20 protein-coding genes and 1 pseudogene are annotated in these 19,901 nt (G+C 67.3%); 7 read left to right on the top strand and 14 right to left on the bottom strand.

Translation table 11 applies throughout. From position 1 onward, the window contains the following. Positions 1-27: 27 nt before the first annotated feature. Together AC1DIN_RS15995 and AC1DIN_RS15990 are read right to left on the bottom strand one after the other, a co-directional pair. Positions 28-219 (bottom strand): CsbD family protein, encoded by a 192-nt coding sequence (locus AC1DIN_RS15995; RefSeq protein ID WP_476810494.1) that lies wholly within the window; start codon positions 217-219, stop codon positions 28-30. An 80-nt stretch (positions 220-299) separates the two neighbouring features. After that, positions 300-1,120 (bottom strand): annotated as a pseudogene (locus AC1DIN_RS15990) (helix-turn-helix domain-containing protein). Between the two features lie 131 nt (positions 1,121-1,251). On the opposite strand from AC1DIN_RS15990, the gene AC1DIN_RS15985 reads away from it, so the two are divergent. Together AC1DIN_RS15985 and AC1DIN_RS15980 are read left to right on the top strand one after the other, a co-directional pair. Beyond that, positions 1,252-1,686 carry a hypothetical protein gene (locus tag AC1DIN_RS15985; protein WP_476810493.1) on the top strand — a complete coding sequence of 145 codons (435 nt, stop codon included), beginning with the start codon at positions 1,252-1,254 and terminating at the stop codon, positions 1,684-1,686. 68 nt (positions 1,687-1,754) lie between these two features. Next, positions 1,755-3,956 (top strand): esterase-like activity of phytase family protein, encoded by a 2,202-nt coding sequence (locus tag AC1DIN_RS15980; protein WP_476810492.1) that lies wholly within the window; start codon positions 1,755-1,757, stop codon positions 3,954-3,956. A gap of 189 nt (positions 3,957-4,145) precedes the next feature. Here AC1DIN_RS15980 and AC1DIN_RS15975 read toward each other — a convergent pair whose 3' ends face one another. Genes AC1DIN_RS15975 through AC1DIN_RS15955 form a run of 5 tightly spaced genes read right to left on the bottom strand, consistent with a single transcriptional unit; the run spans position 4,146 to position 7,186 of the window. Then, on the bottom strand, positions 4,146-4,946 hold the full coding sequence (locus AC1DIN_RS15975; RefSeq protein WP_441472145.1) for a MetQ/NlpA family ABC transporter substrate-binding protein: 801 nt from the start codon (positions 4,944-4,946) through the stop codon (positions 4,146-4,148). Positions 4,947-4,987: 41 nt separating this feature from the next. Continuing rightward, positions 4,988-5,653: a methionine ABC transporter permease gene (locus AC1DIN_RS15970; RefSeq protein WP_149131599.1), complete on the bottom strand. Its 666-nt coding sequence runs from the start codon at positions 5,651-5,653 to the stop codon at positions 4,988-4,990. Beyond that, positions 5,643-6,749, bottom strand: a complete 1,107-nt coding sequence (locus AC1DIN_RS15965) for a methionine ABC transporter ATP-binding protein (protein WP_476810491.1) — start codon at positions 6,747-6,749, stop codon at positions 5,643-5,645. Before AC1DIN_RS15965 ends, AC1DIN_RS15970 begins: the two co-directional genes overlap by 11 nt. Positions 6,750-6,756: 7 nt before the next feature. Then, entirely contained in the window at positions 6,757-6,930 is a 174-nt protein-coding gene (locus tag AC1DIN_RS15960) for a hypothetical protein (protein WP_441472147.1), read from the bottom strand. Between the two features lie 7 nt (positions 6,931-6,937). Next, positions 6,938-7,186 (bottom strand): hypothetical protein, encoded by a 249-nt coding sequence (locus AC1DIN_RS15955; RefSeq protein ID WP_441472148.1) that lies wholly within the window; start codon positions 7,184-7,186, stop codon positions 6,938-6,940. Positions 7,187-7,603: 417 nt separating this feature from the next. Here AC1DIN_RS15955 and AC1DIN_RS15950 point away from each other — a divergent pair, with 417 nt between their 5' ends. Continuing rightward, complete coding sequence (locus AC1DIN_RS15950; RefSeq protein WP_476810490.1) at positions 7,604-7,981, top strand: hypothetical protein; 378 nt, start codon at positions 7,604-7,606, stop codon at positions 7,979-7,981. A 108-nt stretch (positions 7,982-8,089) separates the two neighbouring features. Then, positions 8,090-8,569 (top strand): copper chaperone PCu(A)C, encoded by a 480-nt coding sequence (locus AC1DIN_RS15945; RefSeq protein WP_441472150.1) that lies wholly within the window; start codon positions 8,090-8,092, stop codon positions 8,567-8,569. Positions 8,570-8,672: 103 nt separating this feature from the next. Here AC1DIN_RS15945 and AC1DIN_RS15940 read toward each other — a convergent pair whose 3' ends face one another. Further along, the gene (locus AC1DIN_RS15940) at positions 8,673-9,602 is read right to left on the bottom strand and encodes a dihydrodipicolinate synthase family protein (RefSeq protein ID WP_476810489.1); all 930 of its coding nucleotides are present in this window, start codon (positions 9,600-9,602) and stop codon (positions 8,673-8,675) included. Positions 9,603-9,728: 126 nt separating this feature from the next. After that, positions 9,729-10,415, bottom strand: coding sequence for a fumarylacetoacetate hydrolase family protein (locus AC1DIN_RS15935; protein WP_476810488.1), 687 nt, complete (start codon positions 10,413-10,415; stop codon positions 9,729-9,731). Between the two features lie 284 nt (positions 10,416-10,699). Here AC1DIN_RS15935 and AC1DIN_RS15930 point away from each other — a divergent pair, with 284 nt between their 5' ends. Beyond that, positions 10,700-10,909, top strand: coding sequence for a cold-shock protein (locus AC1DIN_RS15930; protein ID WP_441472153.1), 210 nt, complete (start codon positions 10,700-10,702; stop codon positions 10,907-10,909). 132 nt (positions 10,910-11,041) lie between these two features. On the opposite strand, the gene AC1DIN_RS15925 is transcribed toward AC1DIN_RS15930, so the two are convergent. Together AC1DIN_RS15925 and AC1DIN_RS15920 are read right to left on the bottom strand one after the other, a co-directional pair. Further along, positions 11,042-12,280, bottom strand: a complete 1,239-nt coding sequence (locus tag AC1DIN_RS15925; RefSeq protein WP_476810487.1) for a multidrug effflux MFS transporter — start codon at positions 12,278-12,280, stop codon at positions 11,042-11,044. Positions 12,281-12,420: 140 nt separating this feature from the next. Continuing rightward, on the bottom strand, positions 12,421-13,056 hold the full coding sequence (locus AC1DIN_RS15920; protein WP_476810486.1) for a glutathione S-transferase family protein: 636 nt from the start codon (positions 13,054-13,056) through the stop codon (positions 12,421-12,423). A 123-nt stretch (positions 13,057-13,179) separates the two neighbouring features. Here AC1DIN_RS15920 and AC1DIN_RS15915 point away from each other — a divergent pair, with 123 nt between their 5' ends. Next, on the top strand, positions 13,180-13,932 hold the full coding sequence (locus AC1DIN_RS15915; RefSeq protein ID WP_476810485.1) for a hypothetical protein: 753 nt from the start codon (positions 13,180-13,182) through the stop codon (positions 13,930-13,932). Positions 13,933-13,941: 9 nt separating this feature from the next. On the opposite strand, the gene AC1DIN_RS15910 is transcribed toward AC1DIN_RS15915, so the two are convergent. Beyond that, a complete protein-coding gene (locus tag AC1DIN_RS15910; RefSeq protein WP_441472157.1) occupies positions 13,942-14,889 on the bottom strand; it encodes a lysylphosphatidylglycerol synthase domain-containing protein in 948 nt (315 codons plus the stop codon). A 333-nt stretch (positions 14,890-15,222) separates the two neighbouring features. Here AC1DIN_RS15910 and AC1DIN_RS15905 point away from each other — a divergent pair, with 333 nt between their 5' ends. Further along, positions 15,223-15,525: a plasmid stabilization protein gene (locus AC1DIN_RS15905; protein WP_476810484.1), complete on the top strand. Its 303-nt coding sequence runs from the start codon at positions 15,223-15,225 to the stop codon at positions 15,523-15,525. Between the two features lie 34 nt (positions 15,526-15,559). Here the strand turns inward: AC1DIN_RS15905 and AC1DIN_RS15900 are convergent, their stop codons facing one another. Then, positions 15,560-17,845, bottom strand: a complete 2,286-nt coding sequence (locus AC1DIN_RS15900) for an NADP-dependent malic enzyme (protein ID WP_476810483.1) — start codon at positions 17,843-17,845, stop codon at positions 15,560-15,562. Positions 17,846-17,973: 128 nt separating this feature from the next. Further along, positions 17,974-19,800, bottom strand: a complete 1,827-nt coding sequence (locus AC1DIN_RS15895) for a methyl-accepting chemotaxis protein (RefSeq protein ID WP_476810482.1) — start codon at positions 19,798-19,800, stop codon at positions 17,974-17,976. Positions 19,801-19,901: the final 101 nt, after the last annotated feature.

The following is a 19,901-nucleotide window of genomic DNA, read 5'->3' as shown; positions in this document are numbered from 1 at the left end:
CGGCCCTTTGCTTTTGAGACCGAAGCCTCAGATCTTGTCGACGGCCTTCTTGACGGCGTCCTTGCCCTTGCCGATCGCCTGCTGGGCCTCGCCCTTCATTTCCTGGGCCTTGCCCTCGGCCTGGAGGCCGGGCTTGTCGAGCGCCTTGCCGGCGGCCTGCTTGACGTTGCCGGCGGCCTCGTTGGCCATGCCCTTGATCTTGTCGGTCGTGCTGCCCATAGCGAAGCTCCTTCTGGTCCGGGTGCGACATCCGTCGCGTCGGATAAGGAACGGAGCCTGGGCGGAAAGGTTCCGGGCGATCACGCCGTTCCGCTGCCGTTCGCCGCGAGCGCCCGCAGCGCCTCGGCCGTCGCGGCGTCGGCTGGGAAGAAGGTTCCAGGGCGAGTTCGGACAGCGTGATGTCGACCGGTGTCCCAAACACCGTCGTCGTCGAGATCAGCGACAGCACCACATCCCCGAGCCGCAACTGCATCGGCACGACGATGCCGGCTTCCATCTCGGCATCATGGCGCGCCTTCTTGGCCTCGGCCGGATAGGGGTATTCGGAAAGCTCGTTCAGCAGGGCGCCCAGAGTGCCATCCGCCGTCGCCCGCACCTGCTGGCGCAGGCGGGCGAGCAGATGGGCCCGCCATTCGCCGAGATTGGCGATGAACGGAGCGAGCCCGTCCGGATGCAGCGACAGGCGCAGCACATTCACCGGCGGCCGCAGCAGCTCCGCGTCGGCGACGAGGCCGAGCAGCCGGGTCACCGCGCCATTGGCGGCGAGCAGCGTCCAGTGCCGGTCGACCGCGAGCGCCGGATAGGGCTCGTGCCCCCTGAGGATGAGGTCGATCGCGCCCTTCGCCGCCTTCAGCGAGGGGTCTTCCAGCGAACGCGCCAGATAGATCGGCGCATAGCCCGCGGCGAACAGCAGCGCATTGCGCTCGCGCAGCGGCACGGCCAGATGCTCGGCGAGCAGCAGCACCATCTCCCGGCTCGGGCGCGAGCGGCCGCTTTCGATGAAGCTCAGATGCTTCTGAGAGATCTCGGCTTCGAGCGCGAGGTCGAGCTGGCTGAAGCGGCGAAGCTGGCGCCAGTCACGGAGCAGGGCGCCGATGGATGGGGCGTGATGCGTGTTCATGGCAGCCAAGCTAGCGATCCCCGCAGGCCGTTCCAATTACCTCCCGCTTAATCGACGCCTCCCCCCGAAACCGGCAGCATCCCCGGCATCGACAACGGGCTGACCGCCCGGCAAGCCGCAAGGAGAATGTCATGTCGCTCATCCAGTCCTCGCCTCTGCTGCGTAACGCTCTTGCGCTCGATGCCGCCGCCTGCGCCGGCATGGGCCTCCTGCTCGCCACCGCCGCCGGTCCGCTCGCCGGTCCGCTCGGCCTGCCGGATGGTTTCCTGCGCGGCGCGGGGGCCGTGCTGCTGCCTTGCGCGGTGCTGCTGGGCTTCCTCGCCAGCCGCAAGGTTCTGCCTCGCCTCGCCGTCTACGCCGTTATCGGCGTCAACCTGCTCTGGATCGTCGACAGCATCGCGGTCCTGCTGATGGGCTGGTTCGCGCCGACCGGGCTCGGCATCGCTTTCGTGCTCGCCCAGGCTGTGGCCGTCGCCGTCGTCACCGAGCTGGAGATGATCGGTTTCCGGCGCTCGCCGGTGCAGGCCGAAGCCCCGCTGGGCATGGATGGCGCGGGCCTGCGCTGAGATTGTCACGCGGCTGTCGCATGGGCTCTCTAGCCGCGGATATCCTTTTCCGTCAGCGGGTCTGTTCCATGCGCCAGCCTCTCGTCCTCGCGGCTCTCGCCTCCCTGCTCCTCGCCGGCACCGCCGGCGCGGAGCCGCTGTTCAACCGCATCGCCACCTTCTCGGTGCCGCAGAACCTGCCGACCGACCGCGATCCCGCCAAGAAGACCGTCTCCGAGATCATCGCGGCCAGCGAGGACGGTATGCTGCTCGCCTATACCGATGCCGAGCAGAAGGCGCTCGGCCTCATCGACATCGCCGATCCGGCCAACCCGAAGCCCGCGGGCTTCGTGCCGCTGGAAGGCGAATCCACGTCCGTGACGATTCTCGGTGACAAGGCCTTCGTCGCCGTCGTCACCTCCGGCGACAATTTCAAGGAGCCGGCCGGCCATCTCGCCACCGTCGACCTCAAGACCAAACAGGTCGTGGCGAAATGCGATCTCGGTGGGCAGCCCGACTCGGTTACGCTCACAAAGGACAAGGGCAGGATCGCCATCGCGATCGAGAACGAGCGCGACGAGAAGCTCAACAAGGGCGCCCTGCCGCAACTCCCCGCCGGCAACCTGACCCTGATCGGCATCAAGGATGGCGCCATCGACTGCGCCACCCGCCAGGTCGTCGATCTGACCGGCCTCGCCACCGTCGAGCCGACCGATCCGGAGCCGGAATTCGTCGACGTCAATCAGGACGGACTCGTCGTGGTGACGCTGCAGGAGAGCAACCACCTCATCGTCGTCGATTCGAAGACCGGCAAGGTGGTGACCCATTTCTCGGCCGGTTCGGTCGATCTGAAGAACATCGACAAGACCCGCGACGGCAAGATCAGCCCGACAGAGGAGCTGAAGGGCGTCGCGCGTGAGCCCGACGCCGTGCGCTGGATCGACAATGACCGCTTCGTCACCGCCAATGAGGGCGACTGGAAGGGCGGTTCGCGCGGCTTCACGATCTTTCGGAAGGATGGGACGGTCGAGTTCGATTCCGGCTCGGATGTCGACCACCTCGCCATGCGGCTCGGCCATTATCCCGAGAAGCGCTCCGCCGCCAAGGGCAGCGAGCCCGAGGGCATCGAGGTCGCGACCTACGGCAATGACCGGCTGATCTTCGTCGGGCTGGAGCGCGCCTCGCTGGTGCTGGTCTACAAGGACGAGGGTGCCGGCAAGGCGCCGCGCTTCCTGCAGGCGCTGCCGACCGGCATCGGCCCGGAGGGACTGCTTGCAATCCCGCAGCGCGACCTTTTCGTTTCCGCCTCGGAAACCGATGCCGGCGAGAAGGGCGGGGCGCGTTCGGCCGTGATGATCTATCGCCGCTCCGAGCAGGCGGCTATCTACCCGACCATCCAGTCCGAGGACGAGAACGGCTTGCCGATCGGCTGGGGCGCGCTCTCCGGTCTGGCCGCCGATCGGACCGCGCCAGGCAAGCTCTTCTCGATCACCGACAGCGCCTATGCGCCCTCGCGCATCCTTCAGATCGACGCGACGCAGAAGCCGGCCCGCATCACCGGCGCGATCACCGTGACCAAGGACGGCAAGCCCGCCTCCTACGATCTCGAAGGCATCGCGACGCGCGAGGGCGGCGGCTTCTGGCTGGCTTCCGAGGGCAATCCCGAGAAGAAGGACGCACCGCTCGCCGATATCCTGCTGCGCGTCTCGGCCAAGGGCGAGGTTGAGGAGGAGATCGTCCTGCCGGAAGCTCTGGCGAAGCATGCGGTCCGCTTCGGCTTCGAGGGCGTGGCTGTGACAGGCACGGGCGCCGACGAGACGGTCTCGCTTGCCGTGCAGCGCGAGTGGAAGGACGAGCCCAAGGGCAGGACCAAGATCCTCTCCTACAAGCCGGCGACCAAGGAATGGGGTGTACTGCACTATCCGCTGTCCCAGCCGGCTGCCGGCTTCTGGATGGGCCTCTCCGAGCTGGTTGCCCTTGGCGATGATCGCTTCGCCGTGATCGAGCGCGACAACGGCTTCGGCGCCAAGGCTGTGAAGACGCTCCAGACCTTCTCGGTGAAGGGCCTGAAGCCCGCCGCGATCGGCGCGGCGGAAATCCCGACCGTCGAGAAGACCCTGCTGCGCGACCTGACGCCCGATCTGATGAAGGCCGGCGGCTACGGCCTCGACAAGGTCGAGGGCATGGCGGTCGACAAGGCCGGGCACCTCTTCGTCGTCACCGACAATGACGGCGTCGACGACTCTTCCGGCGAGACCCAGTTCTTCGCCTTCGGCAAGATCGGCAACTGACGAACCGCCCGCGTCATTCTCGGGCGAAGCGAAGCGCAGACGCGAGAATCTCATGACCAGAGCACGCTGGTTTCCGAGATGGTCGGGTCAAGCCCGGCCATGACGCGATAAAAAGAAAAGCCCCGGATGCGGTGCATCCGGGGCAAGGCGCCTGGCCATATGACTGGAGAGCCAGGTGGGAGGAAATGGTCACCAGCCGGCGAGGACGGCGCCCTTGTAGCGCTCGGCGATGAAGCTCTTGATCTCCGGGCTGTGATAGACATCCACCAGCGTCTTGACCCAGGGCTTGTCCTTGTCGGCGGCACGGACCACGATCAGGTTGACATAGGGGCCCTTGGCGTCCTCGCGCAGGATGGCGGAGGCCGGGTCGATCTTGGCGTCGACAGCGTAGTTGGTGTTGATCGCCGCGGCGGCGACATCGGCCAGCGAGCGCGGCGTCTGGGCGGCCTCGAGCTCGATGATCTTGAACTTCTTCGGGTTGGCGGTGATGTCGGCGACGGTCGGCTTGAAGCCGACGCCGTCCTTGAGCTTGATTACGCCCTTGTCCTGCAGCAGCAGCAGCACGCGCCCGCCATTGGTCGGGTCGTTCGGGATGGCGATGGTGGCGCCGTCTGGAATCTCGGCCCAGCTCTTGTACTTCGACGAGTAGATGCCGATCGGGAAGTTCACGGTGAGGCCGGCCTTGACGATCTTGTAGCCGCGGTCCTTCACCTGGTTGTCGAGATAGGGCTCGTGCTGGAAGGAGTTGGCCTCCAGCTCGCCGGCATCGAGCGCCTGATTGGGCACGACATAGTCGGAAAACTCGGTGATCTTGAGATCCAGGCCCTTCTGCGCCGCGAGCGGCTTCACCTTCTCGAGGATCTCGGCATGCGGGCCGGGCGTCGCGCCGATGCGGATCACCTGGTTCTGCTGGGCGAAGGCCGGGCCGGCGGCGAGCGCCAGGGAGAAGCCGGCGACGAGAGCGGCGCGGCGGCTGAAAGAGGTCGTCATGATAGTGGTTTCCTTCGATGTGAAGCAGAAGAAATGACGGGTCAGGCGTGGCGCAGGCGCTTGTTGAGGCGGCGCGCGAGGCGGTCGCCGAAGCTCTGCACGAGCTGGACGAGGACGATGAGCACGGCGACGACGGTCGCCATCACGTCGGGCATGAAACGCTGGTAGCCGTAGCGGATGCCGAGGTCGCCGAGTCCGCCACCGCCGACCGCGCCGACCATGGCCGAGAAGCCGATCAGGCTGACCACGGCGAGGGTGAGGCCGAGCACGATGGCAGGCAGCGCCTCGGGTACCAGCACCTTGCGGACGATCTGGACGGGCGTGGCGCCCATGGCGCGCGCGGCCTCGACCAGCCCCTGGTCGACCTCGCGCACCGCGCCTTCGATCAGACGGGCGATGAAGGGCGTCGCTGCGACGGTCAGCGGCACGATGGCGGCTGCGGTGCCGATCGAGGTGCCGGCGAGCAGCCGAGTGAAGGGGATGATCGCGACGACGAGGATGATGAAGGGCGTCGAGCGGGTGGCGTTGACCAGCACCCCGAGCAGGGCGTTGGCCGCGGGCGCCGCAAAAAGCTCGCCGCGCTTGCTGGTGGCGAGGAAGACGCCGAGCGGCAGCCCCAGCAGCGTGCCGATGCCGGCCGAGACGGCCACCATGGCGAGCGTGTCCAGCGTCGACTGCCAGATCAGGCGGATGAGTTCAGGAGACATGGCCGATGACCTCCGCCTTGAGTCCGAGGCCCTTCAGCGCGCCGAGCACGGCGTCGCTTTCCGGCGCGCGCGAGGGCACGCAGACGAGCAGGCTGCCGAAGGGCTGGCCCGCGATGGCGTCGATCCGCCCGGCCAGGATGTTGACGTCGACGCCGACGACCGCGCTCAGCCGGCTGATCACCGGGGCGGTGGCGTTCTCGCCGATGAAGGTGATGCGCAGCACCAGGTTGTCGCCCGGGCGCGCCTGCGTGCGGATGCGGCCGGCGAGATGCTCGGGCACCTCGACGCCGGTCACCGCCTCGACGAAGCGTGCCGTCGTCGGGTGCTGCGGGTTGGTGAAGACGGAGAAGGTTTCGCCCTGCTCGACGATGCGCCCGTCCTCGATCACCGCGACACGGTCGCAGATCTCCTTGATGACGGGGATCTCGTGGGTGATCAGCAGGATGGTGATGCCGAGCTCGCGATTGACCTGCTTCAGCAACGCCAGGATCGAACGGGTCGTCTCCGGGTCGAGCGCCGAGGTCGCCTCGTCGCAGAGCAGTACCTTGGGATCGGTGGCGAGCGCGCGGGCGATGCCGACGCGCTGCTTCTGCCCGCCCGAGAGTTCCGCCGGATAACGCGCGGTCTTGTCGGCGAGGCCGACGAGCTTGAGCAACCGCTCGACCTTCGCGGTGATCTCGGCGCGCGGCGTGCCGGCGATCTCCAGCGGCAGCGCGACGTTGTCGAAGACCGTGCGCGAGGACAGCAGATTGAAGTGCTGGAAGATCATGCCGATGCGGCGGCGCTGTGCGCGCCAGCCGGCCTCGGTGAGGTTCGTGACCTCCTTGCCCTCGATCAGGATGCGGCCGGCCGTGGCGCGCTCCAGCCCGTTGACGAGGCGGATCAGCGTCGACTTGCCGGCGCCGGAGCGACCGATCACGCCGAGGATGCTGCCGGCGGGCACGTCGAGATCGATGCCGGCGAGCGCGCTCACGGCCTGCTGGCCGCTGCGCGCCGCAAAGGTCTTGCCGACCTGCTCGAAGCGGATGGCTGGCTCTGCAATGGCGATGGGCAAGGCGCCGGCGCTCAACGCGCCGGGGCTGACGGGGGCGTTCATCATGTCCTCAGAAATGGGTGTGGCAGGACCAGTGGGCGATGCCGAGCTGCTCGATGGTCAGGTCGTGGATCGAGCGGCGCCGGTCGTCCGCGCTTGTCGCGTCGAGCGGGTCGAAGGCCGCTGGCACGGCCCGGTTGAACCAGGCTGCGGCGGCGTTCCAGAGGGATGACAGGATTTGCATCACTGCCTCACGAGGCCAGCCGCAGCGGGCCGTGGCGGCGCGGCCGGGCAAGCCGGCGCGCGGCGTTCTCTGCCGCGCCGGGCGTGGCGAAGCGTTGCCCGTCCAGGGCCCGGAAAGCCGAGGAGGCGGCGATGAAGGTGAAGTCGCGCTCGTCGGTGCGGCGGCTGACGAGGCCGACCTGATCCTCGCCGATTTCGATGACATAGGCTTGCAGTGCCGGGCGGGGCCGGCTGGAGGCGGAATGAAGCGGGGACATGGCTCTGCCTTTCGCCGCATCTTGCGGCGTGTTCGTCGAAACGATCGGATGGAAACGGCCTTGCGGCCCTTGCGATCTCAGCGTCGACAGCAGCAGAGGGTCGGGCGGAAGCGGATCGGGCTTCGGCTTGCTTTGGCAACGGCCATGTCAGTCTCCTCAATCTGGAGCCCACGACCCGGTCGTGGCGCTTTAGCGTTTGGTGACGCGGCGCAAGCTGCTCGCTCAAATCTCCGCGGTGCCCGGATCGCTCCGGGAACGTTCGCAATCTGGCGGGGATCGTCCTCTTTGTCAACCGGTCCGTTCTTTTAAAGAAACTATACGTCGGAGAAGAATATTCTCCAGACGCTCTTTGCGCTCCGCCAATGATGCGGCAATGCGCGGCTTGACGAAGCCGGGGAAGCGGCGCCATCTGCCGCCATGCAGGCTCGCGCCGCCCTTCTCGATCGCCTTCGCCGCTCCGGGCTCGGAGCTTGGCTGGCGACAGCCTATGCGCTTTGCGTGCTGGCCTTGGCGCTTGCGCCGGCTCCGGCCCTGGCGGCCTTCACGGCAAGGGACGGCGCCATCCTCTGCTCCGGCGCCCCGGTGCCCGAGGAAGGTGCGCCGGCCCCGGCCAGCGATGTCGCCCATTGCAAGGGCTGTCCGCTCAATCCTGTCCTCGCCGGCGCTCCGGTGGAGGATACGCCCGCGCCGGTGCGGTTGGCCGTCCACCTGGCCTCGCCTATGTCGCTGGCAGAGGGGCTGCCGCATCGGTTCGCAACCGGGCTCGCGCAGTCGCGCGCTCCGCCGGCCGGCTGAAACCTCCGCCTGTCCATTCACATCGAATTCCGGCCTGTCCGCTCCCGAGGAGCGACGGCACCTTCTCATGAGGCTGCGTCAGCGGCCCGTCCGTTCAGGATATCCATTATGAAGCTTTCCCTTTCGCTCGCCGCGGCCGTGCTCGCGCTTTCCGCCAGCATCGCTGCCGCCCATGAGTTCAAGGCGGGCCCGCTCAAGATCGGCCATCCCTGGTCGCGCGCGACTCCGGCCGGTGCCAAGGTTGGCGGCGGCTATCTCAGCATCGAGAATACGGGAACCACGCCTGATCGGCTGGTTTCGGTCTCCGTACCCTTCGCGGCCCGCGCCGAAGTCCACGAAATGGCGGTGAAGGACGGCATCATGACCATGCGCCCGCTGGAGCAGGGCGTGGAGGTTCCGGCCGGCGCCAAGGTCGAATTCAAGCCCGGCGGCTACCACATCATGTTCATGGAGCTGAAGCAGCCGCTGAAGCAGGGCGAGATGATGAAGGGCACGCTGACCTTCGAGAAGGCCGGCACCGTCGATGTCGAGTTCAAGGTGGATTCGATCGCCGCCAAGGGCGGCGAGGGCGAGCACAAGGGCCACTGAGCCCGGATTCTCGTGCGTCCTGCCCGGTCTTTGACCCGAGCATCTCTTGCCGGCGATTCTCGGGTCACCGCTGCGCGGCGCCCGAGAATGACGTTCTGGCCGATCAGACCTTCGCGCGCGGGTCGTGCTTCGCAAGCCGCGCCAGCAGGTAGTCGACCTCGGTCCTGGCAGCCGCGCTCAGAGCCGCGCCCGGCTTGCGCTGGGCGTCGTGGGTGAGGATGCCGCGCTTCATCATCGTGTATTTGCGCACGGCGAGGCCGACGCCCTGCTGCTGCTCGTAGCGCAGCAGCGGCAGATGCGCGTCGAAGATGTCATGGGCCTCGTCGCGCTTGCCGGCCTTCTGCAGGCGCACCACGTCGATCAGCAACTCGGGGAAGGCATAGCCGGTATTGGCGCCGTCTGCCCCGCGCTCCATCTCGAAATCGAGGAAGAGACCACCATTGCCGGTCACGATCGAGATCGGCCGCAGCGACCCTTCCGCCTGGAACTTGCGCAGCGTCGAGATCTTCTCAAGGCCGGGCCAGTCCTCGTGCTTCAGCATCACGCAGGATGGGTTGTCCTGGACGATCTTGCGGATCACCGCCGGCGTCATCACCACCGAGAGCGTCAGCGGATAGTCCTGAATGACGAAGGGGATGTCCGAGCCGATGGCCTCGACCGCCTGGGCATAGTAGCCGGTGATCTGGTCGTCGGTGCGCAGGCTCGGCGGCGGCGCGATCATCACCCCGCCGGCGCCGAGATCCATCACCTGCCTGGCGAGCGAGCGCATCGCCGCGAAGCCGGGCGCGGAGACGCCGACGATGATCGGCTTGCCGCCCATCTTCGCGACCGCGCGCTTGACGAGGCTGACCGACTCCTCGGGCTCGAGCTTGGGCGCCTCGCCCATGATGCCGAGCACGGTGACGCCGTCGGAGCCGATGCCGTGGTAGAACTCGAAGAGCCGGTCGGCCGAGGTCCAGTCGATGCTGCCGTCCGGGTTGAACGGAGTCGGCGCGATCGGGAAGACGCCGCTGGCGTCGGATGTCAGGCGCATGGTTTCTGCTCTCGGTCTTGTCGGGGAGGAAGGCTGGACCCTCGTCATGGTCGGGCTTGACCCGACCATCTCGGAAACCAGCGCGGCTGGTCATGAGATTCTCGGGGCAAGCCCGAGAATGACGCCTCAGACGATACGGGTGCGGACGGTGCCGACGCCGGCGATTTCGCCTTCGAGAACGTCGCCCTTGCCGACGGCGGCGACGCCTTCAGGCGTGCCGGTGAAGATCAGGTCGCCGGGCCTGAGCTCGACCAGGCCCGAGAGATAGGAGATCGTCTCCTCGACGTTCCAGATCTGCTTGGCGAGGTCGGAGCTCTGGCGCACGGCGCCGTTGACGGTGAGTTCGATCTTGCCGGCGCTCGGATGGCCGGCCTGGCTCGCCGGCACGATCTCGCCGATCGGCCCGGAGAGGTCGAAGCCCTTCGACATGTCCCACGGCCGCCCGGTCTTCTTCGCCGCGTTCTGCAGGTCGCGACGGGTCATGTCGAGCCCGGCGGCATAGCCGTAGATATGGGCGAGCGCCTCGGATTCCGGGATGTCCTTGCCGCCGGTGCCGATTGCGACGACCAGCTCCATCTCATGATGGAGATCCTTGGTCTTCGTCGGATAAGGCATGTCGGCGCCGTTGATCAGCAGCGCATCGGCCGGCTTGGTGAAGAAGAACGGCTCCTCGCGATCAGGGTCGCCTCCCATCTCGCGGGTGTGCTCGGCGTAATTACGGCCGACGCAGAAAACGCGCCGCACGGGGAAGGAACCGCCTCCCGCGACCGGAACGGCCACGGCGGCCGGCGGATCGATCACATAATTGCTCATCGGGCAGCTCCCTAGGTCCTCAAAGTTTAGAGCACTGCTGCTGCAAAAAACCGGCACCCACTTTTTTGCGCAATGCTCCAGCGCTTGCTTGGGCCGTTCATGCGGGAGCGACGCGTCGACCGCAAGCGGCTTTGCACCGCCACCGGGCCTGCGCAGGCGGCATTGCGGCCCGGTCTTCGCATGCGCGGAAGGGTTTTGTGCGGCGCGTCATTGCAACCACCGCGATTTGCCTCCTACACTGCCTCGCCGGGCGGGTCCGGCAGGCGTCAAGGAAGGAGCGGCATGTGAGTACGGGAACCGTGAAATGGTTCAACGAGACCAAGGGCTACGGCTTCATTACGCCCGACGAGGGCGGCGGCGACATCTTCGTGCACGTCAGCGCAGTGACGCGCGCGGGGCTGCGTGGCCTGAACGAAGGCCAGAAGATCAGCTACGACCTCGAACCTGATCGCAAGACCGGCAAGAGCGCTGCGGTGAATCTGAAGGTCGCGTAGGGCAGGCAGCGACAGCGGGACGGCGACGGCGGCGCTGTTCCCGAGCCACGGCGAACCTCTTTCGCTCACGAGCGGATTGAAGGCGATTCCAGGCATGCCCGTCGCCGTTGGCGACGGATCGGGCGGAGCCGCTCAGGCGCGGCCGGGCGCCGGATGGAACAGCCGGCCCTTTTCCACGATCAGCACGATGATGAGAGCGGCGATGCCGCAGAGCGCGAAGCCCAGCGTCAGCGGGATGACGGTGCCGTTGAAGTGCTGGCCGATATAGAAGCCCAGAAGCGCGCCGATCACTGTGGTGACGAAGCCCTGCACCGAGGATGCCGTCCCCGCGACATGGCCGAGCGGCTCCATCGCCATGGCTCCGAAATTCGGCCCGAGCAGGCCGAAGCAGAACATGGCGCCGCCTTGCAGGATCGCGAAGCTCCACAGCGACTCATGGCCCGCCAGGGCAACGAGCGCGTGCACGCTCGTCAGCGCGATGTAGCCCAGCAGCGCGGTATGCGAGACCCGGCGCATGCCCAGCCGCCCGACGATGCGTGAGTTCAACAGCGAGGACGCCGCCATGAACATCGCGATCAGCGCGAAGACGGTCGTGAACAGTTCGGGTGTGTGGAAGACGTCGACGAAGACCTGCTGCGCCGAATTGATGAAGCCGAACAGCCCGCCGAGCACGAAGGCCATCGCCAGCATGTAGCCGACGCCGATGCGGCTCGTCAGCGTGGTGCGGAAGGCGGCGGCGACGCTTCGGGGGGCGATCGGCTTGCGGTCCTCCGGATGCTGGGTTTCGGGCAGCTTCACCGCGACCCAGATGAGCACGGCGCCGCCGAAGGCGGTCAGCACGCCGAAGATCCAGCGCCAGGGCGCGACCCAGAGGATCGCCTGGCCGATCGAGGGCGCCAGGATCGGCACGGCCAGGAAGACGATCATGGCGAGCGACATCACGCGCGCCATCTCGCGCCCGGAATAGCAGTCGCGCACGATCGAGACGACGAGCACGCGCGTCGCCGCAGCGCCGATACCCTGCAGCACGCGCGCTGCCATCATCGCCTCGAACGAGCCGGCGAAGGCCGCGGCGATGCTCGCGATCACGTAGACGATCAGGCCGACGAGCAGCACCGGCCGGCGGCCGTAGCGGTCGGAAATCGTGCCGTAGAAGATCTGGGAGACGCCGAAACCGAGCAGATAGGCCGTGATGATCCACTGCCGCTGGTTGGCCTCGGCGATGCCCAGCGCCTCCGCCATTTGCGGCAAGGCCGGCAGCATTGAGTCGATGGCCAGCGCGTTGGTGGCCATCAGCGCGGCGGTCAGGCCCACGAAGGTGTAGAAGCCCATGCCGTGGCGCGGCCGGGCGATGGCGGACATGTCGTTCATGGCGATCGCGAAAGCTGGCCCGGCGGCTGCAAGCGGATGGCCGCGGCAGGCAATGATCAGGCGGCAGCATTAGACCTGCCGGCAGGGACCGGCAACCCGCCCAGCCGGCCATGCGCCATGCGCCGGGCGCGCTTCCCGGCTCAGCCGGTCTTCTGCATCTCGGCCATGAGCGCGCTGTCGATCTCGTCGGCCCGCTTTGCCGCCGGTCTGCTGGCCAATCGTGCGCCATAGGCCTCGAAGGCCGGCCGCTTTTCGATCGTGCCGAACTGCAAGCCCCACAGGATCTGCGAGCCGACATAGACGTCGGCGGCGCTGAAGCGGTCCCCGAGCAGATACGGCCCCTGGCTGACGGCCTGTTCGAGCGTGTCCATCACATCCGCATAGGTCCCGTAGCCGATCGCGCGTGCCCGGTCCGGCGGCACCTCAAGCCCGAAGGCCTTGTTGCTGACGGCGGCTTCGACCGGCCCGGCGGCGAAAAACAGCCAGCGATAATAGGGGCCGCGCAGCCGGCTTGTCGCCTCCGGCGCCAGCCCTGCCTGCGGAAAGGCATCGGCGAGATAGGCGCAGATCGCGGCGCATTCGGTGACGACGGTGTCGCCATGGACGAGTGTCGGCACCTTCCCCATCGGGTTGAGCGCCTTGTATTGCGCGCTCTTCATCGGAGCGCCGAAGCCGAGGATCTCGGCCCGGTAGGGTTGGCCGACCTCTTCCGCCATCCAGCGCGCGATCCGGCCGCGCGACATGGGATTCGTGTACAGCACGAGTTCGTCCGTCATGGATATTGCCTCCTCGAGGTGCGGTGTTGCTCTATCCTGCGACGCTGTCGCGATGCTGTCAGGAGCCATCGCCTGACGACGCCGGTTCGAACTGCTATCGTTGCCGCGAAACAGGACGGGAGCATGAACGAATCATCAGCATTGCGCAGCGTCTCCGTCAGTGAAGGGCGGATGGCGATCGAGGGTTCATTGGCCCGCTACGTCCAGGGCTCGGCCCGGCGCTTCCGGCTGAAGGCCGCGCGGCTTCGCATCGTCGGCGGCTTCGAGAGCCGCGACGGGCGCCTCGAGGACGCGCAGCGCATCCTCGCCGAGGCCCGTGTGGCGGATGGCGTGTTGCGGCGCGCCGGCTTCGACGGCGAGGCCGAGGCGATCGGCCTCACCTTGCGTCCGCTCGCCGCGTCGAGCGAGCAGCCGCGACTCCTGCTGATGCTCGGCTATCGCGATGAGGGCGGAGCCGAGATGCCCTTTGCCGATGTGTTTCTGGCCCCATCGGTGTTCGAGGCGCTCAAGGCGGACATTCTTAAAGGGCTTGCACAGGAGGTTTCGCTCAGCGCGACGACGAGCCTCTGGGTGCGGGAGGAGGATCGCGAGCTGCCCGCCGGGAGTCCGGTCGGCTGGTATCTCGCGCCGGGAAGCGATGGAAATGCCGTTGTCCCGGCCCGGGGCTTCATCGACAGCATCGAGTGGATGCCGCAGGCCCGTGCCGAGCCGTTGGTCGAGGTCGTGCCCGCGCATCAGGTTGCGGCCGAGCCCGGTCACGCGTCCGACGAGGATTGGCAAGAGAGCAGCGCCGAGCAGCTGCGCAAGATCAACTGGAGCTTCAGGCAGCTCCTGCTGCTGCTCGCCTTCCTGATGATCATCGTCGCCTTGAAATAGGCGCCCGCCTCACGGCTCGTGGCGGCGGATCCGGCGGATGATCTCGTTCAGCGCCAGCATGGCCAGCGCCAGGATGAAGGGCACGACGTAGTAGATCACCCGGAACATCAGCAGCGCTCCGAGCACCTGCTCGTAGGGAAGCCGGTTGAGCGCGACCAGCATCGTCGCCTCGAAGACCCCGAGGCCGCCGGGCGCGTGGCTGGCGATGCCGATCAGGCAGGCGAAGATGTAGGCGGCCAGGAACGTCGGGTAGTCGAGATTGTAGCCGCCCGGCAGCAGCACGAACAGCACGGCCGCGGCAGCGCTGACCTCGCAGGCGCCGAGCGCCATCTGGCCGAGCGTGGTGCCCAGCCCCGGCAGATGCAGGTTCCAGCCCCGCACGCGCAAGGAGCGCTCGCCCGTGGCGATCCAGATCAGGTAGCCGATGATGCCGAGGCCGACGAGGCCGCCGACGATCTGGACGACGAGTGGCGAGGTCCGCGCCAGCATGGCGACGGAACCGGCCGAATAGACCAGGCTGGCGCAGAGGATGGCGCCGAGCCCGAGCCAGAAGGTGATGCCGGCGATCACCGTCAGGCTCGCGACTTCCGAGGCGCGCACGCCCTTCGGTGAATAGATCCAGTAGCGAACCGTGCCGCCCGTCACGATCGGGAAGCCGAGCGTGAAGGAAACCGAATAGCTGGTGAAGGAGGCAAGCGCCGTGGTGCGATAGGCGATGGAGAGCCCTAGCCGGCGCAGCGCCAGCGCATCGTATCCCGTCAGCAGCAGATAGCTCAGCGCCGTGAAGCACGACGCAAGTCCGAGCTGGCGCAGGCTGGCATTGGCGAAGGCACCGGCGAGCTGGCCCGGCTCCATCTGGCTGATGATGTGCCAGAGCACCACGAGCGAAGCGCCGAAGATGACGGTGCTCGCCAGCGGGCCGAGCCACCACCAGCGGCTGCGCTTGCGCAGGTGCATTCCTGGCTCATGCGGGCCGAACGACATGCGCTCTCTGGGTTGCGCGCCGCAGCTCGATCGCGGCGACACGGGGGGACGGGAGGGCGCGGCCGCGCCCCGGCCCGAGAGATAGCGCGTTGGCAGCGATGCACAAGCCGCTGCGGCGAATGAGCCCTATGAGAGAGCCGGGCTACAACCGGCTCGGGCCGTGCGCCGGTACCAGAAGCCGCCGGCGATCCACGCCATGCCGGCATTCCCGTAGCAGCCGGCTGCCTCGGGGCGGCACGGGTGGGACGGGGGAACAGCCGCTACCCGCCGGCGTTCAACGCTCGACTCCAGGAAGGGAGGTTCATCATGCCGCGTGGCGACAAATCAGCCTATACGGACAAGCAGAAGCGCAGGGCCGAGCACATCGAGGAAGGCTACGAGGAGCGCGGCGTCTCGCATGAGGAAGCCGAGCGCCGGGCGTGGGCTACCGTCAACAAGGAAAGCGGCGGCGGCAACAAATCGGGCTCCGGCCGCGGCAAGCCCGACACCGATGTCTCTGCCAAGCGCGGCGGGCTGATCGGCGGCGAGGCTGCGGCCGCTCGCCCGCAGTCCGAGCGCTCGGCCTCGGCGAAGAAGGCGGCCGAGACGCGGAAGAAGAAGGCGTCCTGAACCGGGGCGGCTTGCCGCCCCGGAGTTGCACGCCTCAGCCGCCGATGTTGAAGGCGGCCAGCGCCGCCATGTTGACGATGTCGGAATCCTTCGCGCCGAGCGGCACGATCTGCACGGGCTTGTCGAGGCCGACGATCAGCGGCCCGATCACGGTTGCGCCGCCGAGTTCCTGCAGCAGCTTTGTCGAGATCGAGGCCGAGTGGAAGGCCGGCATCACCAGCACGTTTGCCGGCCCAGACAGGCGGCAGAACGGGTACTGGGTCATGATCTCGCGGTTGAGCGCGACATCCGCCGCCATCTCGCCGTCATACTCGAAATCGACGCGCTGGCCGTCGAGGATCGCCACCGCGTCGCGCACCTTTTCGGAGCGCTCGCCGGCTGGATGCCCGAAGGTCGAGAAGGCGAGCATCGCCACCTTCGGCTCGTAGCCGAGCCTGCGGCCGACGCCGGCCGCCTCGATCGCGATCTCGGAGAGCGCCTGGGCCGTCGGCATCTCGGTGATCGCGGTGTCGGCGACGAGAACGGTGCGGTCGCGCGAGATCACGATCGAGACGCCGATCACGCGGTGGCCGGGCTTCTCGTCGATGACGCGGCGGACTTCCTCAAGCGCGATCGAATAGTTGCGGGTCACGCCCGTCACCATCGCGTCGGCATCGCCGAGCGCCACCATCGCCGCGGCGAAATGGTTGCGGTCCTGGTTGATCAGGCGCTGGCAGTCGCGGAAGAGATAGCCCTGCCGCTGCAGCCGCTCGTAGAGATACTGCGCATAGGCGCTGTTGCGGTGGGAGAGCCGCGCGTTCTGGATCGAGATGCCCTTGGCTTCGAGATCGACGCCGAGGAAGGTCGCGGTCTCGTAGATGCGCTCCTCGCGGCCGACGAGAATGGCCTGGCCCAGCTCCTGATTGACGAAGGACGCTGCGGCGCGGATGACCTGCTCCTCCTCGCCCTCGGCAAAGACGACGCGCTTGGGATAGCGTTTCACCCGCTCGAAGATGCGGTTGAGCGTGCCGGCGATCGGGTCGCGGCGGGCGGAGAGCTGCGCCTTGTAGGTCCCCATGTCGACGATCGGCTTGCCGGCGACGCCGGAATCCATCGCCGCCTTGGCAACCGCCATCGGCACGACATGGATCAGGCGCGGATCGAACGGCACGGGGATGATGTAATCCTTTCCGTAGCGCGGCCGCGCGCCTTGATAGGCTGCGGCAACCTCGTCGGGCACGTCCTCGCGGGCGAGCATCGCCAGCGACTCCGCTGCAGCGATCTTCATCTCCATGTTGATCGTGGTCGCCCGCACGTCGAGCGCTCCCCGGAAGATGAAGGGGAAGCCGAGGACGTTGTTGACCTGATTGGGATAGTCCGAGCGGCCGGTCGCCATGATCGCGTCGTCGCGCACCGCGGCGACCTCCTCCGGCGTGATCTCCGGATCGGGATTGGCCATGGCGAAGATGATCGGGTTCGGCGCCATCGCGGCGACCATCTCCTTGGTCACCGCACCCTTCTGCGAGAGGCCGAAGAAGGCGTCCGCTCCCTCCAGCGCCTGCGCCAGCGTCCGCCGGTCGGTGACGGCGGCATGGGCCGACTTCCACTGGTTCATGCCCTCGGTGCGGCCCTGGTAGATCACGCCCTTGGTGTCGCAGAGGATGACGTTGTCGGGCTTGAAGCCCATCGCCTTCAGGAGCTCGATGCAGGCGATGGCGGCGGCGCCGGCACCGTTGATGACGAGCCTTGTCGACTTGATGTCGCGTCCCGTCAGGTCGAGCGCGTTGACCAGGCCGGCGGCGGCGATGATCGCGGTGCCGTGCTGGTCGTCGTGGAAGACCGGGATGTCCATCAATTCGCGCAGGCGCTGCTCGATGATGAAGCACTCGGGCGCCTTGATGTCCTCGAGGTTGATGCCGCCGAAGGACGGGCCGAGATAGCGCACGGCGTCGATGAACTTGTCCGGGTCCTCCGTGTCGACCTCGAGGTCGATCGAGTCGACGTCGGCAAAGCGCTTGAACAGGACGGATTTGCCCTCCATCACCGGCTTCGAGGCCAGAGCGCCGAGGTTGCCGAGGCCGAGGATGGCGGTGCCGTTCGAGATCACCGCGACGAGGTTCGAACGGGTGGTGTAGTCATAGGCGCGCGACGGGTCCTCCGCGATCGCCAGCACCGGCACGGCCACGCCCGGCGAATAGGCCAGCGACAGGTCACGCTGCGTCGCCATCGGCTTCGTCGGCACCACCTCGAGCTTGCCGGGCCGCCCTTGCGAGTGGAACAGCAGGGCTTCCTGGTCCGTGAAGGTCGGGCGCGTTCTCTTGGTCGTCGGGCGGTCGTTCATCGAAGCGTCTTTTCTTGAGCATTTCCTCGGGGGAGCTGACCATACGGCCGCCCGCCACGGGACCACAAGCCGTTATAGTCCCACAGAACTCTTGCCGGGTAACGCGTGAACCACCGCGGCGTCGGATGCTACAGGCGGTTGCGCACGCTGCGGACGAAATCACCGACATAGCGGTCGAGCGCTTCGGCCTGCTCATCGACCCTGCGGGCGGCGTCCGCCACGCCGATGGCGGCGTCGCCGGTGACGCGCACCTCGGTGCCGACCGCGCTGACATTGGCGGTGACGGCGTCAGCGCTGAGAGCGACGGCCTGCGCATCGGCGGCAATGGTCGAGGCGATGTCGGCCTGCCGGCTGACGACGGAGGCGATCGCGCCGGATGTCCGCTCGATCGTCGTCATCGTGTCCTCGATATGGGCCACGGCCTCGACGGCAGTCGCGGCCGCACCGCGGATGTCGGTGAGCGTTTCGGCGATGTCGCGCGTCGCTTTCTGGGTCTGCTCCGCGAGCGTCTTGACCTCGCCCGCCACGACGGCGAAGCCGCGCCCGGCGGCGCCTGCGCGCGCGGCCTCGATGGTGGCGTTCAGCGCCAGCAAATTGGTGCGGGCTGCGATCTCTTCGATGAAATCGAGCACGGCGCGAACCTTGTCGGCCGCCTCCGTCAGCCCCGTAACGTCGCTTCGCGTGCTGCGGACATAGCTGGCGGCGGCGCGCACCGTCTCGTCGGCATGGCTCGTCTGCCGGGTGAGTTCCCGGATCGAGGCTTCGATCTCTTCCGCCGCGGTCGCGACGCTGCCGACCCGCTGCGATGCGCTTTCCGCCTCCCGGGTCACGCCTTCGGCGCGCTGGGTCGTCTTGCTGGCGCTTTGCACCATCTGGCTGGCGGCGGCGTGCATGTCACGCATCGAAACCCCGACATCGGCGAGCGCCTTGCCGACGGTGCGTTCCAGATCGCCGGCGAGTTCGTCGAGCGCGGTCTTGCGGAGCATCTCGATTTCGGCGCGGCGCGCTTCCAGCGTCTTCTCGGCGGTGATGTCGAGCAGGATGCCGTCCCAGACGAGAGTTCCGTCGGCGAGCCGGCGCTTGGTCGACTCGCTGCGCAGCCAGACGACGCCGCCATCTGGAGCGTGGTAACGGCCCTCGAAGCGCCACAGCGTCTCGCTTTCCTGCTGCTCCCGACGCAATTGCTCGAAGCGGATGCGATCTTCGGCGAGCATCTTGCCGAGCCAGATGTCGGGATCGCGTTCGACCTGCTCCTTGCTGATGCCCAGCACCTTGTCGATGGAGAAGGAAGCGAACCGGTAGGTCATGACCCCGTCCGGCCTCACGATCCGCTGGTAGAGCGTTCCGGGAGCGCGGTCGATCAGCGTCCGCAGCCGATAGGCGGTCTCGCGCCTTTCACGGTCGTTGATGATGACGATACCGGTCAGGAAGATGCCGACCGTTCCGACGAAGATCATGATCGGCACGGCCTCGCGCAGGAAGCGCTGCCCGGCTTCTCCCGGAATAAGGCCCGCCGAGGCAAGCAGGCAGAGCGCGTCTATCAGGCTGAGGGCCGCGAGATCGCCGACGCCGAGCGGCCGCCGGCGGCGCGTCAGCCAGATCGCGTAGGCAATTCCGATGACGGCGCGGGCCACGATGCCGGTAATGCCCGTGACCATGCCGACACCGCCGGTCAGATAGCGCATCACGACGAGCGGCGCGGCCGTCAGCACGGCGGCGCCCGGACCGCCGATCGGACCGGCCAGAATGGCGAAGCTGTTGCGCGAATCGACGACGAGGCCAGGTATGATCTCGAAGGGATTGCCCATGCTGATGAGCGCCCCGGCCGCAAACAGCACGCCGACGATCACCTGCCGCAGCCAGGATCGTTCCCCGATCCGGGGCATGGCGACGGTCAGGAGCAGCCCCGCCAGAAGCAGGAAGAAAAGGCTTTCGGCGAGATTGATCAGCAACAATGTCGAGACTTTCGGCCGATTGAGCCGAAGAACCTTGCTTTCAATTGTTGAAAGCCGTCCTAACGGATGGTCTTGGCGCCGCTTTTTGCTAGCGTGCCGCC

This window comes from Allobosea sp. 05T438 (assembly GCF_056396025.1).
This window is presented reverse-complemented; position numbering and strand designations above follow the sequence as displayed.

Bases quoted from the DNA above. Each gene is read 5' to 3' on its own strand.
- AC1DIN_RS15995 (WP_476810494.1), bottom strand. From the start codon at position 219: ATGGGCAGCACGACCGACAAGATCAAGGGCATGGCCAACGAGGCCGCC.
- AC1DIN_RS15985 (WP_476810493.1), top strand. From the start codon at position 1,252: ATGTCGCTCATCCAGTCCTCGCCTCTGCTGCGTAACGCTCTTGCGCTC.
- AC1DIN_RS15980 (WP_476810492.1), top strand. From the start codon at position 1,755: ATGCGCCAGCCTCTCGTCCTCGCGGCTCTCGCCTCCCTGCTCCTCGCC.
- AC1DIN_RS15975 (WP_441472145.1), bottom strand. From the start codon at position 4,946: ATGACGACCTCTTTCAGCCGCCGCGCCGCTCTCGTCGCCGGCTTCTCC.
- AC1DIN_RS15970 (WP_149131599.1), bottom strand. From the start codon at position 5,653: ATGTCTCCTGAACTCATCCGCCTGATCTGGCAGTCGACGCTGGACACG.
- AC1DIN_RS15965 (WP_476810491.1), bottom strand. From the start codon at position 6,749: ATGAACGCCCCCGTCAGCCCCGGCGCGTTGAGCGCCGGCGCCTTGCCC.
- AC1DIN_RS15960 (WP_441472147.1), bottom strand. From the start codon at position 6,930: ATGCAAATCCTGTCATCCCTCTGGAACGCCGCCGCAGCCTGGTTCAAC.
- AC1DIN_RS15955 (WP_441472148.1), bottom strand. From the start codon at position 7,186: ATGTCCCCGCTTCATTCCGCCTCCAGCCGGCCCCGCCCGGCACTGCAA.
- AC1DIN_RS15950 (WP_476810490.1), top strand. From the start codon at position 7,604: ATGCAGGCTCGCGCCGCCCTTCTCGATCGCCTTCGCCGCTCCGGGCTC.
- AC1DIN_RS15945 (WP_441472150.1), top strand. From the start codon at position 8,090: ATGAAGCTTTCCCTTTCGCTCGCCGCGGCCGTGCTCGCGCTTTCCGCC.
- AC1DIN_RS15940 (WP_476810489.1), bottom strand. From the start codon at position 9,602: ATGCGCCTGACATCCGACGCCAGCGGCGTCTTCCCGATCGCGCCGACT.
- AC1DIN_RS15935 (WP_476810488.1), bottom strand. From the start codon at position 10,415: ATGAGCAATTATGTGATCGATCCGCCGGCCGCCGTGGCCGTTCCGGTC.
- AC1DIN_RS15925 (WP_476810487.1), bottom strand. From the start codon at position 12,280: ATGAACGACATGTCCGCCATCGCCCGGCCGCGCCACGGCATGGGCTTC.
- AC1DIN_RS15920 (WP_476810486.1), bottom strand. From the start codon at position 13,056: ATGACGGACGAACTCGTGCTGTACACGAATCCCATGTCGCGCGGCCGG.
- AC1DIN_RS15915 (WP_476810485.1), top strand. From the start codon at position 13,180: ATGAACGAATCATCAGCATTGCGCAGCGTCTCCGTCAGTGAAGGGCGG.
- AC1DIN_RS15910 (WP_441472157.1), bottom strand. From the start codon at position 14,889: ATGCACCTGCGCAAGCGCAGCCGCTGGTGGTGGCTCGGCCCGCTGGCG.
- AC1DIN_RS15905 (WP_476810484.1), top strand. From the start codon at position 15,223: ATGCCGCGTGGCGACAAATCAGCCTATACGGACAAGCAGAAGCGCAGG.
- AC1DIN_RS15900 (WP_476810483.1), bottom strand. From the start codon at position 17,845: ATGAACGACCGCCCGACGACCAAGAGAACGCGCCCGACCTTCACGGAC.